This window comes from Ruegeria sp. AP7 (assembly GCF_056539905.1).
Genome location: NZ_JBQFVT010000001.1, coordinates 903,264 through 918,298 on the forward strand (window position 1 = coordinate 903,264; position 15,035 = coordinate 918,298).

Genomic DNA, 15,035 nt, shown 5'->3' on the forward strand with positions numbered 1-15,035 from the left:
GCGAACGCATAGACATTCCGATCTGAGATGGAGGATGACGGGAATGGACGCACTCAAAACCGCAGAATACGCACGTGCCCTTTACACGGCTCATGGAGATCGGGCCGAGGCCGAAGCTGCGCAGAAAATGCGCGAAAGCCAAGCTGCCGGAAACCAGCAGGAGGCGCAGGACTGGAAAGCCGTCCGCAGCGCCATCCGCCAGATCCGCGGCCCCAATCAGGGCTGATCTACAGTTTCGGGTCAGGATTGACTGTATGACCATCCACCGCGATCACCTGACCCGACACCAGCCGCGCCGCATCTGACGCCAAAAATACAGCCATGTTTGCAATGTCCCGCCCCTCGACGAAGCGGCCCATGGACGTGCCCGAGGCGTAACCGTTGTAAACCTGATCCCGGGTCATGCCCTTTGCAACGGCTTCGCGTTGCAGCACGCCCTCCATGCGTGGTCCTTCTACTGAACCGGGGCAGATTACATTGCATCGGATTCCGTGCGGCCCCAGTTCCATCGCCAGCGTTTTGCCCAGGCCTACCATGCCCCATTTCGCCGCCGCATAAGGCGCGCGGTTGGGATAGCCGTATTGGCCTGCAGTCGAAGACGTGATCAGGATCGCACCACTCCTCTGCTGCTTCATTATTGGAGCAGCGTATTTGGAACACAAAAACGCCCCTTCCAGATTTACTGAAAGACAAGAACGCCAATCAGTTAGAGGCACATCCTCAACCGCAGCGGTCGGCCCGGCGACCCCTGCATTCGCGCACAGCACGTCGAGCCCACCCCACGCGGCCTCAACTTCTTTGAATGTAGATGAAACAGCGATTTCATCCGAAACGTCCAATAGACTTTGCTTCCAGTCTGATGGACATTCTGCCAGCGCATCTACGTCAACATCCGCCACCCAGACCTGCGCCCCGGCAGCATCAAACGCTTCCGCCATCGCGCGGCCGACACCCGAGGCGCCGGCAGTAATCAGAACCCGGCTGGTCATGCAGGCTTGCGGATCGCAGCGCCCGCACCTTCCGGATAAGGCAATCCGGCCTGCGCCTCAGCAATCCGCGCCATTGCAGCCTCGATTTCGGGTGATGGCGGACTGGGGCGGCGGGTTTCAAGGCTGACATGCAACAAAAAGCTTTCGCCAGTGGCCAACAACGTCTCACCTTCGTACATGCTGTGGAAGACATGCAGCTTCTTGCCCTGCCCCAACAGCATCTGCGTACGGCACTCGATCCGCGAACCGGCATGGGTCTCTTGCATATATCGGATGTGGTTCTCGGCGGTGAAATAGCTGCCGCCAGTCGAGATATACTCCATGTCGCAGCCGATTATCTCCATGAACCGATCCGTGGCGGCTGCAAAAGCTTCAAGGTATTTGGCCTCGTTCATATGGCCGTTGTAATCCGTCCAATCCAGCGGCACGGCGCGCGATAGCGTCAGAATGGGCTGGCTCAGATCCGCTTGATCCAGGGTCGGCAAGGCTCCCGGTTTCAGCGCAGCGTCATGTTGGTTCAACACCGCCCCGGCCCCGTAGTTCTGCGCCTTCAACGCCCGCATCATGCCCACAAGGTTGTTGTCGCGAATGCGCTCCAACTCACGGATTGAGTGCATCCCCGATTGTGCATCCGACTGATCCGCGATCATGTCGACCAATTCATCGGTGAACTCGGGCACGTCCATCAGCTTGGTCCAGGGCCATTTCAGCGCCGGACCAAACTGCGCCATGAAATGCCGCATCCCGGCTTCGCCACCGGCCACGCGATAGGTTTCGAACAGCCCCATCTGCGCCCAGCGGATGCCAAACCCCATGCGGATGGCTTCGTCGATCTCCTCGGTTGTTGCGATACCGTCCTTGACCAGCCACAGCGCCTCGCGCCAGACGGCCTCAAGGAAACGGTCCGCGATATGCGCGTCGATCTCTTTTTTGACATGCAACGGAAAGAACCCGACCGAGGTCAGCAGTTCCTTCGCTTTCGCGACCATCTCAGGCGTGTTTTTGTCAGTCGGCACAAGTTCGATCAACGGCAACAGATAAACCGGGTTGAATGGATGCGTGACCACGATTTGCTCGGGCCGCGACGCACCTTCCTGCAGCTCAGACGGTTTGAACCCGCTTGTCGAGGACCCAATGATGGCACCGGGGTCACATGCCTCCTGCAGACTTTTGTAGACCTTCAGTTTCAGGTCGAGCCGCTCCGGTACGCTTTCCTGAATCCACATGGCGCCGTCCACGGCGTCACCAATCTCATCATGAAAACTCAGCACCCCCTCCGGCGGTAGGGGCAGATCGCTCAGGCCCGGCAGGGAGCGGCGTGCATTGACCAGCACCTCGCCAATCTTGCGTTCCGCCTCCGGATCCGGATCAAACACCCGAACATCCCAGCCATTCAGGAGAAACCGCGCAGCCCATCCGCCGCCGATCACACCGCCACCAATGATTGCAGCAATCTTTTTCATATCGCTTGACCTTACTCGTAGGACGGGCTTCAGCCCACCACTCCTGCCGGTGCCCGCTTGACCAGACCCAGTTTCTCACGCACTTCCTGCGGTCCGATTACCCGTGCGCCCATGTTTTCGATTATACTGCCCGCACGTTCGACCAGTTGCCAGTTCTCGGCCAATACACCCTTCTCGAGCCACAGATTGTCCTCCAACCCGACACGGACATTGCCACCCGCCAGAACCGAGGCCGCCACATAGGCCATCTCGTTCCGACCCAAAGAAAACGCACTGAACGTCCAGTCTTCTGGCACGTTGTTTACCATCGCCATGAAGGTGTTCAGATCATCCGGCGCGCCCCAGGGCACACCCATGCACAGTTGCACCAGCGCATTCGGTTCCAGAACACCCTCTTTCACCAGTTGTTTGGCAAACCACAGATGACCGGTATCAAAGGCCTCGATCTCGGGCTTCACACCCAGATCGGTCATCATTTGCCCCATCGCGCGCAAGGCGCCGGGGGTATTGGTCATCACATAGTCGGCTTCGGCAAAGTTCATCGTGCCACAATCCAAGGTGCAGATTTCCGGCAAGCACTCGGCCACGTGTGCTACACGCTCGGTAGCACCAACCAGATCGGTTCCGGCCTCCGCCAATGGCAGCGGATTTTCGATCCCGCCGAACACCATGTCTCCGCCCATGCCAGCCGTCAGGTTCAGCACTGCATCAACCTCAGCATCACGTATACGGTCCGTCACCTCACGATACAGCGCCAGATCGCGCGACGGTGCACCCGTCTCAGGGTCGCGCACGTGGCAGTGCACCACCGCCGCACCGGCCTTGGCTGCAGCAATCGCGCTGTCGGCGATTTGCTTGGGTGAGCGCGGGACATGAGGGCTGCGATCCTGTGTTCCGCCCGACCCAGTCACGGCACAGGTGATAAAGACTTCGCGGTTCATTTCCAAAGGCATGGCGTTTTCCCCAGCTTATACCCGGTTTTACCTAAGGTTTTCCCCAGGCTTCTCCCCGGATTCCGATTTGCGTCAACGCCAACTCTGGCGCAGCCTTGGACAAACCACTTGGCAGAATGCGAATCAGACTTGATGAAATCCGCAAAAAACATACTCCAACCTGAACATCGCGCCCTGAAAACGGCGGTGCTAGTGCTGGACGAATGCAACACGCTCAGCTTTGCTGCTGCGGTCGACCCGATGCGCGCAGCCAACCGATTGGCAGACCGGCCCGCTTTTGACTGGGACTACGTCACCGCCACTGTCGAGCCCGCGATGTTGACGAGCGCTCTGAATGTACAAGGCATCCCATTGGCACGCCTGCAAGGCTGCGACCTGATGATTGTCGTTGCGGGCTTCCAACTCGCACGTCACGCAACGCCTAGCCTACTTGCCGGTCTTCGCCGGATCGCCGCCTCTGGCGCTACAATGGCTGGGATAGATGGCGGCCCCTGGTTGCTGGCCGAGGCTGGACTGCTGGATGGTCACGCTGCAACGACCCATTGGGAGGACTTGGAGAATTTTTCTGCCCGCTTCCCGAATGTCGATGTGCGACCCGACCGGTTCACCGTGTCCGAAAACCGCCTGACCTCGGGCGGTGCTGTCCCAGCGATCGATATGATGCTGCACATCATCGCCGCCCGCCATGGTGCTGGATTTGCTGCCCGGGTCTCCGGACTGTTCCTCTACGAAGGCACATCCGAACCCTCAAAACCGCAAAGCCGTACTGGCGCACCGCATCGCCATACTGCCCTGACCGCCAAGGCAAACTCGCTGATGGAATCATCTCTGGACGAACCCCTTCCACTGGCTGACATCGCTGACGCTCTCGGCACCAGCGCCCGCACCCTACAGCAGCAATTCCGGCTGCGCCTGAATACCACACCGCAAGACCACTACCTGCAACTCAGACTGGCCGAGGCACGCCGACTCGTCACCGATACCGACATTCCTTTGATGGATGTGGCACTCGCCACAGGCTTCGCGTCACAATCGAGCTTCGCCCGCGCCTTCCGCACCGCGCATGGCCTATCGGCCCGCGACCTCAGGCAAGACCGCACACAACCCACCCATCACTGAGGCGATCCAGCTTCATCTGGCCAAAAATACCTCGGGAGAGTAGCCAAAGGCGATGGGGGCAGAGCCCCTATCCCTTCAATATGGCATCGGAAACGCCCGGTGCGCCGCACTGATCTCGGCCATCACTTCGGACGACAGCTTCAGATCCTTGCCCACCAGAATATGCTCCAATTGCGCCACCGTCGTCGCGCCAAAAATTGTCGATCCCATAAACGGCCGGCTGCAACACCACGCCAGGGACATGTGCACCGGATCCAACCCGTGTCGCTGCGCGATATCCAGGTAAGCAGCCACAGCATCATACACGCGATCCGTTTTGCGCCCGCCCATATTCGGGACTAACGCCATGCGTGACCCTTCTGGAATAGCACCACCTTGATATTTCCCCGTGAGAAAACCCGCCGCCAAGGGTGAGAACGACAGCAACCCGACATCTTCGAGCAAACACAATTCAGCCAGATCCGTATCGAACAACCGGCAGAGCAGCGAATACTCGTTCTGGATCGACGCGACCCGAGGTCCGCCGACCTCATCCGATGCCCGCAACCACTGCGCGGTGCCCCATGCGCTCTCGTTCGACAGGCCAAAGGCGCGGATATTTCCTTTATCCACCTGTGCTTGCAGCGCCACCAGACTCTCTCGCATCTCGTCCACGATCTCATTCCGGTTGTGCCCCAAGGGCGCATAGTCCCAGTTCTGCCGGAACATGTAGCTGCCGCGATTTGGCCAATGGAACTGATAGAGGTCGATGACATCCGTCTGCAATCGACGCAATGATCCTTCAATCGCCTCAGGAATGGTTTCTTTCGAGATCGGAGCCCCATTTCGCGCATGCACGAATCCCTCGCCGGAGTGCTTCGTGGCCAGCACATAATCCCCACGCCGCGAGGGATTGGCGGCATTCCAGTTGCCCAGAATCTCTTCGGTCCGCCCGATTGTTTCCTTGGAAATTGGATTCACCGGATACATCTCGGCGGCGTCTACGAAATTGATCCCACCGGCGAGCGCCGTATCCATCTGGCGGTGCGCCTCGGCTTCCGATGTTTGTGTACCAAAGGTCATCGTGCCCAGACATAAATCCGACACCACGATTCCTGTGCGGCCCAAGGGCTTCATATCCATTTAAAATCTCCCAAAAAAATTAATGCTGCCGATCACGCCTCGGCCTTCTTCTCCCATCGTCCGGATTCCTCGGACCAATATTGAGCCGTGCATCCTGCGCCGGTTAGGGATTTCCATTGCCGACGCGCATGTTGCACCGCCTCCGGGTCGTTGCCGTCAAACAGAATACAGACACGCTCCAACGCCGAAACCTCGTCCGCCTCAATCGGTGCCCCATCGACAGCCATAACGCAAGTCGCCCCATTGGCGGCCTCTGGTCTGGTCGTCAACAAAATCGGCTGCGCCGCGTCATGCGGGCCACCTTCACGGCCATGTGGCAGGAACCCCTCTTCGGGACCCAGCCACAGTTTTTCATCCAGCCAATCCATCCGCGATGGGTCAATCCCCCGCACGGCAATCCGCCACCCGGCCTGCCGCGCCTTGTCCAACAGCACAGGCAGGGTGTGCTCCAACGGCTGACGAGTCAGGTGGTAGAAATAGACCGCGCCCACGGATCTATCCGCCCGTTGTCTCGAAATTGTCCTGTACGAAGCGGCTTAGTGCACGAACGCCCCAGCCGGTGGCCCCTTTGGGCGCATAAGACGTCTCGGAGGACACCGAGGCCACACCAGCGATATCGAGGTGAATCCAAGGTGTCTCTTCCTTGACAAAGCGCTGCAGGAACTGCGCCGCGGTGATCGAACCGGCTGGCCGTCCCCCTACGTTCTTCATATCCGCAATGCGTGATTTCAACTGCTTGTCATAGCCTTCGCCCAATGGCAGCCGCCATGCGCCTTCATCCTCGGCCTTGGCGGATTTCAGGAAGGCATCACAGAACGTGTCATTATTCGAAAACACACCGGCATTCTCATGCCCAAGTCCGATGATCACTGCCCCCGTCAAAGTGGCCAGATCGATCATGCCCACCGGCTGGAACCGATCCTGTGCGTACCACATGACGTCGCACAGAACCAAACGACCCTCTGCGTCGGTGTTGATTATCTCAACAGTGTCGCCTTTCATCGATTTGACGACATCACCGGGGCGTGAGGCATTGCCCGACGGCATGTTCTCGACCAACCCGACCAGCCCAACGACATTTGCCTTGGCCTTGCGCTTGGCCAGCGCACGTATGGTTCCGGCAACAACACCCGCGCCGCCCATGTCCATGGTCATGTCTTCCATGCCACCCGCGGGCTTCAGCGAGATACCCCCGGTATCGAACACAACACCCTTGCCGACCAAGGCCAGCGGCGCGTCATCCTTGTCACCACCATCCCACTGCATCACCACAACTTTCGAGGGACTGACTGAGCCCTGCCCGACGCTCAGCAGCGTGCGCATGCCCAGTTCGGCCAACTTGTCTTCTTCCAGAACCTCGACCTTCAGGCCCAGCGATTCCATCTCGACCAACCTGTCCGCGAATTCGGTTGTCGTCAGCACATTTGCGGGTTCATTTGTCAGATCCCGTGTCATGCGCACCCCATCCGCGACGGCATAGAGCGGCGCAAATGTGGCCTCGGCCTCCTCAGGCTTTGAATGACCGATGACAATCTCGCCCAACGGATCAGATTCCTTGGTTTTGTGGACATCAAAATCGTAGGCCCTCAGAACCATGCCCAAAGCCAACTCTTCGATTCGCGCGTGGTTGGCGGCCATGACCAGCACAGATTTACCAGCAGACAGCTTTGCCAGATTAGCCCCGGCCTTTCGTGCTTCGTCGAAATCGGGTCGGCGCGGCAGGACCAAAATATCCAGCGCCTCGGCCTCCATTCCTGCCGGCCATGCCAGCGAGATCACATCACCCGATTTCACTTTGCTGAAACGCTCGCTTTCCACCAGCCTCGCAATTCCACCTTTGGTCAAACGATTGGCCCGTCGCGCGGCAGGGCTCATCTTGCCATCGGCGGGAATGAGAATGGCCACGCGCCCTTCGGCCTGCGCCATCGCATCAAGGTCAAAAGGGGTGAAACGGACGGGCATTAGACTGCTCATATCATTCTCCTGAAAAATGCGTTGCACAAGACCTAGCCCGCACAGCCACCATTGACCAGATAGCAGTTTTCCCCGCCGACCAATTGCATTATGGTCGCGCGAAAATAACGGCAGGCTCGGGGGAGATAACGTGAGATCAATCGGCAGCTACAGGCCGTCGCGCATGAATCCATGCCCGGCTGCGATTCTCGTTTGCCGAAGCCTGATGGGGACACGCGCGTGATCCTCGACCGCTATTTTGCCCGCCGCTTTATCCAAAGCTTTCTCATAATCGGCGGAATCTTTCTGACTTTGATGATCCTGATCGATCTGATCGAGCAGGTGCGCCGGTTCGATGGTACTGGCCTGTCCTTTGGTCAGCTATTGCAGTTGACACTTCTAAACACGCCCGCCGCGATTAGCGAGATGCTACCGCTTTTGATGATCTTGGCCACTATTGCATTGTTCGTTGGCCTTGCCCGCAGTTCCGAATTGGTCGTGACCCGAGCCATCGGCCGGTCTGGAATCCGCGCACTATTGGCCCCGGTATTGCTGGCGCTGACAATCGGAACACTCGCGGTTGCTTTGCTGAACCCGATTGCCGCTGCCACCTCAGAAGAATTTCAGCGTCTGTCGGATGGCTACCGAAACCAAGGCAGTTCGGCCCTTTCGATCAGCCGCGAAGGGCTATGGCTGCGCCAGGGTTCAGCCAATGGCCAGTCGGTGATCCACGCAACCGGTACGGTCAACGGAGACAGGTTCGCCTTGAAAGACGTAACCATCACCACATTCGCACCCGACGGTAAACCGAACCAACAAATTTCAGCCCGACAGGCCGATCTTGAGGATGGGTTCTGGACCCTGCATCAGGCCAAGATCTGGCCTATTCAGGATGACCTTAACCCCGAAGCAAATTCCAGCACGCACGAGGTACTGAACCTCCCGACAACGCTGACACGAGACCGGATTTTGGACACTTTGGGGCAGCAGGATTCAGTATCCGTCTACGACTTGCCGCAATTGATCCGAGATCTGGAAGAGGCCGGATTTTCCACCAAACAATATGAAGTCTGGTTGCAGGTTCAGCTCGCCCGCCCGCTGTTTCTGGTCTCGATGGTTCTGATCGGTGCGGCCTTTACAATGCGCCATGTCCGGTTTGGTGGCACGGGTGTTGCCGTACTAACTGCCGTTTTGCTGGGGTTCGGCATTTATTTCATTCGAAACTTTGCGCAAATTCTTGGCGAGAACGGACAATTGCCGATCCTTGTTGCGGCCTGGGCTCCACCTTTTGCGGGTATCCTTTTGTCACTGGGTCTTTTGCTTCATGCGGAGGACGGCTGATGCGCCCTATCCTCTCCTTACTACTTTCGACCGCATTGATCCTGTCCCTGCCTGCTGTTGCTATGGCACAGTCGGAAGTGCCAGGCGCCACCAACGACACCGGTACGGCTGAGCAAAATCAACCAGCCCTACTTGTGGCCGATGAGATTTTCATCACCCCGGACCGCAAACTGGTCGCCGAAGGAAATGTCGAAGCTTTTCAGGGCGACGTGAAACTCACAGCCCAAAGCGTCACCTATGATCGTGAAACAGGTGAGCTGACTCTGGTCGGCCCGATCCGGATCGATCAAGGTGGGGACAGCACATTGCTGGCCGATTCTGCACAATTGGATAGCGGCATCCAGAATGGCCTGTTGATGGGCGCGCGTATGGTATTTGAGCAGCAGGTTCAGATCGCTTCGGTCCAAGCTACCCGTGCGGCGGGGCGATACACACAGTTCAGCAAAGTGGCGGCAACCTCATGTCATGTCTGCGCAAACGGCACCCCTCCGATCTGGCAAATTCGCGCACGCAAAGTCACGCATGATCAGCTCGAAAGACAGCTGTATTTCGAAGGCGCCCAGTTCCGCATTCTGGATGTACCTGTCTTCTATTTCCCCACCCTGCGCCTGCCCGATCCAACTCTCGAACGCGCGACAGGTTTCCTGGTGCCATCAATCCGCACGACCTCACAATTGAGTACCGGAGTACAGGTTCCCTACTTCTTCAAGATCGGAGACCACAAAGACCTGACGTTGACCCCCTATCTGTCATCCAAAACCCGTACCCTCGGGTTTCGCTACAGGCAGGCCTTCAAAGCCGGCGGCATCCGTCTGAGAGGGGCCTATACCCGAGACGATTTGCAACCCGGTGAAGATCGCGGATACCTATTTGCTGATGGTCGCTTCAGCCTGGGAAACAGCTATCGACTGACGTTTGACATCAAAACAACCTCGGACGACTCGTATCTGGCCGACTATGGCCTGCCCGATTTTGATCGCCTGCGCAGCGAGATCGCCCTTGAAAGGATAAAACGCGACACTGCGTTCAAAACCGGCTTCATCCATTACAAAAGCCTGCGGGATAGCGAAAATGAGGAAGAGATCCCATCGCGTATCTTCGACCTCAACTATCGAAAACGTTTATTTCCCAAAGCCCTCGGGGGCGAAGTTCAACTGGCCTTTCTTGGCCACACTCACACACGCACCAGCGATGAGGATATTGTTGGGCGCGATGTCGCCCGCGCGACTTTTGACGCAGAATGGCTGCGCAACTGGACTTTCGCAACCGGGCTACGTGCCGAGGCCCAGCTGGGCGCAGCAATTGACACGTTCAACATCAGAAATGACAGCAGTTACCCGAACAATGTAACGCGCTCGACGCCGCGCGCGGCCTTTACTTTGCGCTACCCAATGTTGCGACGCGAGCAATCTGGTGCGACGCAAATCTTGGAACCTATTGCACAAATCGGCTGGACACATGTTTCAGATAACGATGTGCCCAACGACGAAAGCACATTTCAAGAGCTCGATCAGGGCAATCTGCTGGCGCTTTCGCGATTTCCTGCGCCTGACCGGCGTGAAGATGGCACAACCGCCGTGGTCGGCTTGAATTGGTCCCGCTACAACGCTGATGGTTGGCGTGCGCTCGCAACAGTTGGGCAAGTTTTTCGGTCTGACGCCGATCCGGATTTCACGCTGACATCAGGATTGCAGGGGACCAAATCGGACATTCTTTTGGCCGGTCAACTTAACAATGGCAAAGGTTTGACACTGGCGGCACGTGGACTGCTGAATAATGACTTCAGTTTTACGAAAGCCGAGTTGCGCGCAGCGTGGGTCAAAGGAGATACGGCACTATCTGGCGGCTATATCTGGCTGGAACCGGACCCGGCTGAAGCTAACAATGACGAGATATCAGAGCTGCGCATATCGGGTCGCTATCGCGTAGATCAGAACTGGCTGACCCGCGCCAGCGCGCGCTATGATTTCAGCGAATCTGAGCCGCTCCGCCTGGGGTTTGGTTTGACCTACCAGAATGAGTGCGTGCAGGTGAATGTGAACGTCAACAGACGCTTTACCTCCACATCAAGTATTGAGCCTTCGACGGAATTCGGCTTTACCGTAGCCCTGACAGGGTACTCCGTCGAAGGCAATGGACAAAAGTTTAAGAGAAGATGCAGTTGATCTCAGGTTTCACAAAATCTCTTCGCGCGGGCTATCGTAATTCGGTCCTGCCGGTGTTGGCTGCCGCGTTTGTTGCCCTGGCGACACCCCCGGCCCAGAGTCAAAGCCTTTTCTCTCCTGCAATCCGGGTCAATCAAGACATTGTCACTTGGTATGAACTGCAACAGCGCCAACAGTTTCTGGATCTTCTGGGTATCCCCGGCAGTTCCGACACAGAAGTCCGCAATGCACTTATCGATGACAGGCTGCGTAAACAGGCCATGCGTGATGCCGGGATACAGGCGACGCCAGAAGATGTTCAATCTGGAATTGATGAATTCGCCTCACGCGGCAACCTGAGCACAGACGAGTTTCTAAGACTACTGAACGAAGAGGGTGTTTCCACGGAAACCGTACGGGATTTCGTGGCCGACCAATTATCCTGGCGGGATTATGTCGCCACTCGCTTTTTGTCGCAGGCCCGGCCGAGCGAGGATGAAATCAATCGCGCACTCGGACAGGGCGGCGGCGGCGGCTTGCAGGTTTTATTGTCAGAAATCATCATTCCAATAACCCCACAAACACTGGCTCAAGCCGAGGCTCTGGCCGACGAAATTGCATTGCTCCCCGATCAGGAGAGCTTTTCGGCCGCCGCAACACAGTACTCAGCAGCGGCTACACGTGAAAATGGCGGGCGGCTCGAATGGCTTTCGATCACAAATCTGCCACCCGCTCTGCAGCCGGTCATCTTGGGCCTGAAAAATGGTGAGATTACTGATCCGCTTGCACTGCCAAACGCTGTGGCGCTATTCCAGATGAGGGGTATCCGTGAAACAGCGGGCAGCGCGCCGCGATATTCCGAAATCGACTACGCCATCTATTACCTCCCAGGTGGCCGCAATACAGATACGCTCGCAAAAGCCACCAAACTCAAGGAAGAGATCGACACCTGCGATGATCTCTATGGATTGGCCAAGGGTCAGTCGCCGGATATTCTCGATCGTAACACCGCTAAACCGTCCGAGATACCACGCGATGTTGCATTGGAACTGGCCAAACTTGACCCAAATGAGGTTTCAACTGCACTGACACGAAACAACGGTCAGACACTGATGTTCCTGATGCTGTGCAACAGAACCCGCGATCTGGGTGAAGAAACGACCCGAGTGGATGTAGCCAACGCTCTGACACAACAACGCTTGCAGGCTCTTGCTGATAGCCTGCTGGAACAGCTCCGAGCCGAAGCCGTCATCATCGAGCAATGACACCACCTATCGCACTCAGCTGCGGCGAACCTGCAGGTATAGGCCCCGAGATCGCGGCCAAAGCCTGGCAATCATTGCGCGATGAATGCCCGTTCTTCTATATCGGCGATGCCTCACACCTCCCGGCAGGCACTCCGATCAATCGGATATCTGACCCAGCAGAAGCACGTGCAGCAAGCGCCACTGCCCTGCCCGTTCTGCATGTCGAGTTTTCGTCTGTAAATACACCCGGACATCCCGAAGCCAAAAATGCGCCCGCTGTCGTTGATGCTATTGAACGGGGTGTCGAGTTGGTCCAATCCGGTGCAGCATCGGCGCTTTGTACAGCACCGATCCACAAGAAGGCACTGATCGATGGGGCTGGATTTGCGTTTCCGGGACATACCGAATTCCTAGCCTCACTGGCGGGACAGTCGCGCGTCGTGATGATGCTCGCGAGCGATCAATTGCGGGTGGTACCAGCCACCATCCATATTCCGCTATCGCAAGTCACAAGCGCGCTCACTCCAGAAGTTTTGCGTGAAACGATCGAGATCACCGCACGGGGTTTGCGCGACCAGTTTGGCATCCCCAATCCCAGAATCGCCGTGGCTGGATTGAACCCCCACGCGGGCGAAGAGGGAAAGATGGGGACTGAGGAGCTCGACTGGATCGCGCCGCTGATCGCCGATTTGTCACCCAATGGCTATTCAGTGACCGGCCCGCACCCCGCAGATACCATGTTCCACGCCGCGGCACGTGCGCGCTACGATGCGGCGATTGCAATGTATCACGACCAGGCGCTGATCCCGATCAAGACGCTGGATTTTGACCGAGGTGTAAACGTGACGCTGGGCCTGCCCTTCGTCAGAACCTCGCCAGATCACGGCACGGCCTTGGACATTGCAGGCCAAGGCATCGCAAACCCAACCAGCCTGATCGAGGCGCTCAGACTGGCCCAGAAGATGGCGCAATCTCGCTAATGCTTCATCTGGCCAAAAATATCCCCGCCGGAGGCAAAAAACATCTGGCGCACCAAATCCAATCCGAACAACGATAAAGCCATGAGCGCCATCGACTCCCTCCCCCCGCTGCGCGAGGTTATCGCCACCCATCAGCTCTCGGCCCGCAAATCGCTGGGTCAGAACTTTCTGCTCGACCTCAACCTGACGGCAAAGATCGCGCGGCAGGCCGGAGACCTGGACGAATGCGATCTCCTTGAGATCGGGCCGGGACCTGGTGGTTTGACCCGTGGCCTGCTGTCTGAGGGGGCCCGCAAAGTCGTCGCCGTTGAAAAAGACACTCGCTGCATCGCAGCCTTGAACGATATTGCCGCCGCTTATCCCGGCAGGCTCGAGGTCATCAACGGTGATGCGCTGGAAATCGATCCATTGGCCCATCTGACGCCTCCGATTCGCGTGGTCGCGAACCTGCCTTATAATGTCGGAACCGAGCTTCTGGTCCGCTGGCTCACCCCGCCCGATTGGCCACCTTTCTGGCAAAGCCTGACCCTTATGTTCCAGCGCGAAGTGGCCGAGCGGATCGTAGCCCAACCCGGCAGCAAGGCCTATGGCCGCCTTGCCATCCTCGCCCAATGGCGGGCCGAAGCGCGCATCGCGATGTCCCTGCCGCCCGGAGCGTTCACACCTCCACCGAAGGTCTCCAGTGCGGTGGTTCACCTGACAGCGTTACCCGAGCCCCGGTATCCAGCGGACGCCCGCACCCTGTCCCGCGTGGTCGCGGCGGCCTTCAATCAACGTCGCAAGATGCTGCGTGCCTCGCTCAAAGGTACGGCCCCGGATATCGAAGACCGCCTGCTTGCCGCTGGTATCAAACCCACTGAACGCGCCGAGCAGATTCCGCTGGAAGCTTTCTGTGCCTTGGCTCGCGAAATTCAGAAACCCTGATCGCAATAAAAAGCCCCGGGTAAAAACCTCGGGGCTTTTGTCGGCGTGAGCCGATCTTATTCGGCCGCTTCTGGTGCGTCGCCTGTATCGGCGGGCGTATCCTCAGCTGCAGGCGGTGCTTTGGGCTTGCGCGCCCGCGGTTTACGCGCCGGCTTTTCCTTCTTCTCCTGAGCCGGAGCTTCGGCACCTTTGCTTTCGGGTGTCTCGACCAACCCGCTTTCAGGTGTCGGTTCGGCCGAGGCGAAATCCATCACATCAGGTTGTGGAGCTTCGGCAGGGTCCGCCTGACGAGCCGCTTCGCGCTCCTGACGTTCGGCGCGCTCACGGTCACGTTCAGCTTGCCGTTCGCGGTTCTGGCGCTCTTGCTCTTCGCGGCGCGCTTCGATCTCGCGCTGCGCCTCGCTCAGCATGCGCAGGTAATGCTCGGCGTGTTGTTGAAAGTTCTCAGCCGCCACACGGTCATTCGACAGCTGTGCGTCACGCGCCAGTTGATTGTATTTGTCAATGATCTGCTGCGGTGTGCCACGCACTTTGCCCTCAGGGCCCGAGCTGTCAAAAACCCGGTTTACGACGTTGCCGCCAGAAGGACGATTGCGGTTGTTCTTGGCCCGCGAGCGGGATTTGGAAGATCTCATCTTACTTTACGTCAGCCTTATCAATTCACTGTCGATCAACCCGTATCTAACGCTGCTCAGTGGCTTTGTGCCGTTACGCGCTATCGACTTTTTGGGCTTGGCGTCAGGGGTGCGCTGAAACAGCGTCAACCTCGCCGACTAATCCTGAGTAAACATGTCCTGAGC

14 protein-coding genes are annotated in these 15,035 nt (G+C 57.8%); 7 read left to right on the top strand and 7 right to left on the bottom strand.

Annotation, left to right across the window (positions count from 1 at the left end):
• Positions 1–43 precede the first annotated feature (43 nt).
• Positions 44–226: a hypothetical protein gene (locus ACR0KN_RS04425; RefSeq protein WP_010440418.1), complete on the top strand. Its 183-nt coding sequence runs from the start codon at positions 44–46 to the stop codon at positions 224–226.
• Position 227: 1 nt separating this feature from the next.
• Here the strand turns inward: ACR0KN_RS04425 and ACR0KN_RS04430 are convergent, their stop codons facing one another.
• Genes ACR0KN_RS04430 through bcoG form a run of 3 tightly spaced genes read right to left on the bottom strand, consistent with a single transcriptional unit; the run spans position 228 to position 3,405 of the window.
• Positions 228–989 (bottom strand): SDR family oxidoreductase, encoded by a 762-nt coding sequence (locus ACR0KN_RS04430; RefSeq protein ID WP_480651626.1) that lies wholly within the window; start codon positions 987–989, stop codon positions 228–230.
• The gene (locus ACR0KN_RS04435; RefSeq protein ID WP_480651628.1) at positions 986–2,452 is read right to left on the bottom strand and encodes a carnitine 3-dehydrogenase; all 1,467 of its coding nucleotides are present in this window, start codon (positions 2,450–2,452) and stop codon (positions 986–988) included. The genes ACR0KN_RS04430 and ACR0KN_RS04435 overlap by 4 nt, the downstream gene beginning before the upstream one ends.
• A 29-nt stretch (positions 2,453–2,481) precedes the next feature.
• Positions 2,482–3,405: a 3-dehydrocarnitine:acetyl-CoA trimethylamine transferase BcoG gene (gene bcoG / locus ACR0KN_RS04440; RefSeq protein ID WP_480651630.1), complete on the bottom strand. Its 924-nt coding sequence runs from the start codon at positions 3,403–3,405 to the stop codon at positions 2,482–2,484.
• A 132-nt stretch (positions 3,406–3,537) separates the two neighbouring features.
• Between bcoG and ACR0KN_RS04445 the strand changes: the two genes are divergently transcribed.
• Positions 3,538–4,524 carry a GlxA family transcriptional regulator gene (locus ACR0KN_RS04445; protein ID WP_480651632.1) on the top strand — a complete coding sequence of 329 codons (987 nt, stop codon included), beginning with the start codon at positions 3,538–3,540 and terminating at the stop codon, positions 4,522–4,524.
• 75 nt (positions 4,525–4,599) lie between these two features.
• Here ACR0KN_RS04445 and ACR0KN_RS04450 read toward each other — a convergent pair whose 3' ends face one another.
• The 3 genes from ACR0KN_RS04450 to ACR0KN_RS04460 are packed head-to-tail and all read right to left on the bottom strand — an operon-like array spanning position 4,600 to position 7,620.
• Positions 4,600–5,646: an aldo/keto reductase gene (locus tag ACR0KN_RS04450; RefSeq protein WP_480651634.1), complete on the bottom strand. Its 1,047-nt coding sequence runs from the start codon at positions 5,644–5,646 to the stop codon at positions 4,600–4,602.
• Between the two features lie 32 nt (positions 5,647–5,678).
• On the bottom strand, positions 5,679–6,137 hold the full coding sequence (locus tag ACR0KN_RS04455; protein ID WP_480651636.1) for a DNA polymerase III subunit chi: 459 nt from the start codon (positions 6,135–6,137) through the stop codon (positions 5,679–5,681).
• Between the two features lie 4 nt (positions 6,138–6,141).
• A complete protein-coding gene (locus ACR0KN_RS04460; RefSeq protein WP_480651638.1) occupies positions 6,142–7,620 on the bottom strand; it encodes a leucyl aminopeptidase in 1,479 nt (492 codons plus the stop codon).
• A gap of 219 nt (positions 7,621–7,839) precedes the next feature.
• Here ACR0KN_RS04460 and lptG point away from each other — a divergent pair, with 219 nt between their 5' ends.
• From lptG to rsmA, 5 genes are all read left to right on the top strand, one after another.
• Entirely contained in the window at positions 7,840–8,940 is a 1,101-nt protein-coding gene (gene lptG / locus ACR0KN_RS04465) for an LPS export ABC transporter permease LptG (protein WP_480455188.1), read from the top strand.
• Positions 8,940–11,105 (top strand): LPS-assembly protein LptD, encoded by a 2,166-nt coding sequence (locus ACR0KN_RS04470; RefSeq protein WP_480651640.1) that lies wholly within the window; start codon positions 8,940–8,942, stop codon positions 11,103–11,105. Before lptG ends, ACR0KN_RS04470 begins: the two co-directional genes overlap by 1 nt.
• Positions 11,096–12,349, top strand: a complete 1,254-nt coding sequence (locus ACR0KN_RS04475; protein ID WP_170470756.1) for a peptidylprolyl isomerase — start codon at positions 11,096–11,098, stop codon at positions 12,347–12,349. Before ACR0KN_RS04470 ends, ACR0KN_RS04475 begins: the two co-directional genes overlap by 10 nt.
• Positions 12,346–13,311: a 4-hydroxythreonine-4-phosphate dehydrogenase PdxA gene (pdxA, locus tag ACR0KN_RS04480; protein ID WP_480651642.1), complete on the top strand. Its 966-nt coding sequence runs from the start codon at positions 12,346–12,348 to the stop codon at positions 13,309–13,311. Before ACR0KN_RS04475 ends, pdxA begins: the two co-directional genes overlap by 4 nt.
• 81 nt (positions 13,312–13,392) lie before the next feature.
• Positions 13,393–14,235, top strand: coding sequence for a 16S rRNA (adenine(1518)-N(6)/adenine(1519)-N(6))-dimethyltransferase RsmA (gene rsmA, locus ACR0KN_RS04485; RefSeq protein ID WP_480651644.1), 843 nt, complete (start codon positions 13,393–13,395; stop codon positions 14,233–14,235).
• Positions 14,236–14,291: 56 nt separating this feature from the next.
• Here the strand turns inward: rsmA and ACR0KN_RS04490 are convergent, their stop codons facing one another.
• A complete protein-coding gene (locus ACR0KN_RS04490; RefSeq protein ID WP_010440450.1) occupies positions 14,292–14,870 on the bottom strand; it encodes a DUF4167 domain-containing protein in 579 nt (192 codons plus the stop codon).
• Between the last annotated feature and the right edge of the window lie 165 nt (positions 14,871–15,035).

Bases quoted from the DNA above. Each gene is read 5' to 3' on its own strand.
- ACR0KN_RS04430 (WP_480651626.1), bottom strand. From the start codon at position 989: ATGACCAGCCGGGTTCTGATTACTGCCGGCGCCTCGGGTGTCGGCCGC.
- ACR0KN_RS04450 (WP_480651634.1), bottom strand. From the start codon at position 5,646: ATGGATATGAAGCCCTTGGGCCGCACAGGAATCGTGGTGTCGGATTTA.
- ACR0KN_RS04470 (WP_480651640.1), top strand. From the start codon at position 8,940: ATGCGCCCTATCCTCTCCTTACTACTTTCGACCGCATTGATCCTGTCC.
- ACR0KN_RS04445 (WP_480651632.1), top strand. From the start codon at position 3,538: ATGAAATCCGCAAAAAACATACTCCAACCTGAACATCGCGCCCTGAAA.
- ACR0KN_RS04460 (WP_480651638.1), bottom strand. From the start codon at position 7,620: ATGAGCAGTCTAATGCCCGTCCGTTTCACCCCTTTTGACCTTGATGCG.
- rsmA (WP_480651644.1), top strand. From the start codon at position 13,393: ATGAGCGCCATCGACTCCCTCCCCCCGCTGCGCGAGGTTATCGCCACC.
- ACR0KN_RS04475 (WP_170470756.1), top strand. From the start codon at position 11,096: ATGCAGTTGATCTCAGGTTTCACAAAATCTCTTCGCGCGGGCTATCGT.
- pdxA (WP_480651642.1), top strand. From the start codon at position 12,346: ATGACACCACCTATCGCACTCAGCTGCGGCGAACCTGCAGGTATAGGC.
- ACR0KN_RS04490 (WP_010440450.1), bottom strand. From the start codon at position 14,870: ATGAGATCTTCCAAATCCCGCTCGCGGGCCAAGAACAACCGCAATCGT.
- ACR0KN_RS04425 (WP_010440418.1), top strand. From the start codon at position 44: ATGGACGCACTCAAAACCGCAGAATACGCACGTGCCCTTTACACGGCT.
- bcoG (WP_480651630.1), bottom strand. From the start codon at position 3,405: ATGCCTTTGGAAATGAACCGCGAAGTCTTTATCACCTGTGCCGTGACT.
- ACR0KN_RS04435 (WP_480651628.1), bottom strand. From the start codon at position 2,452: ATGAAAAAGATTGCTGCAATCATTGGTGGCGGTGTGATCGGCGGCGGA.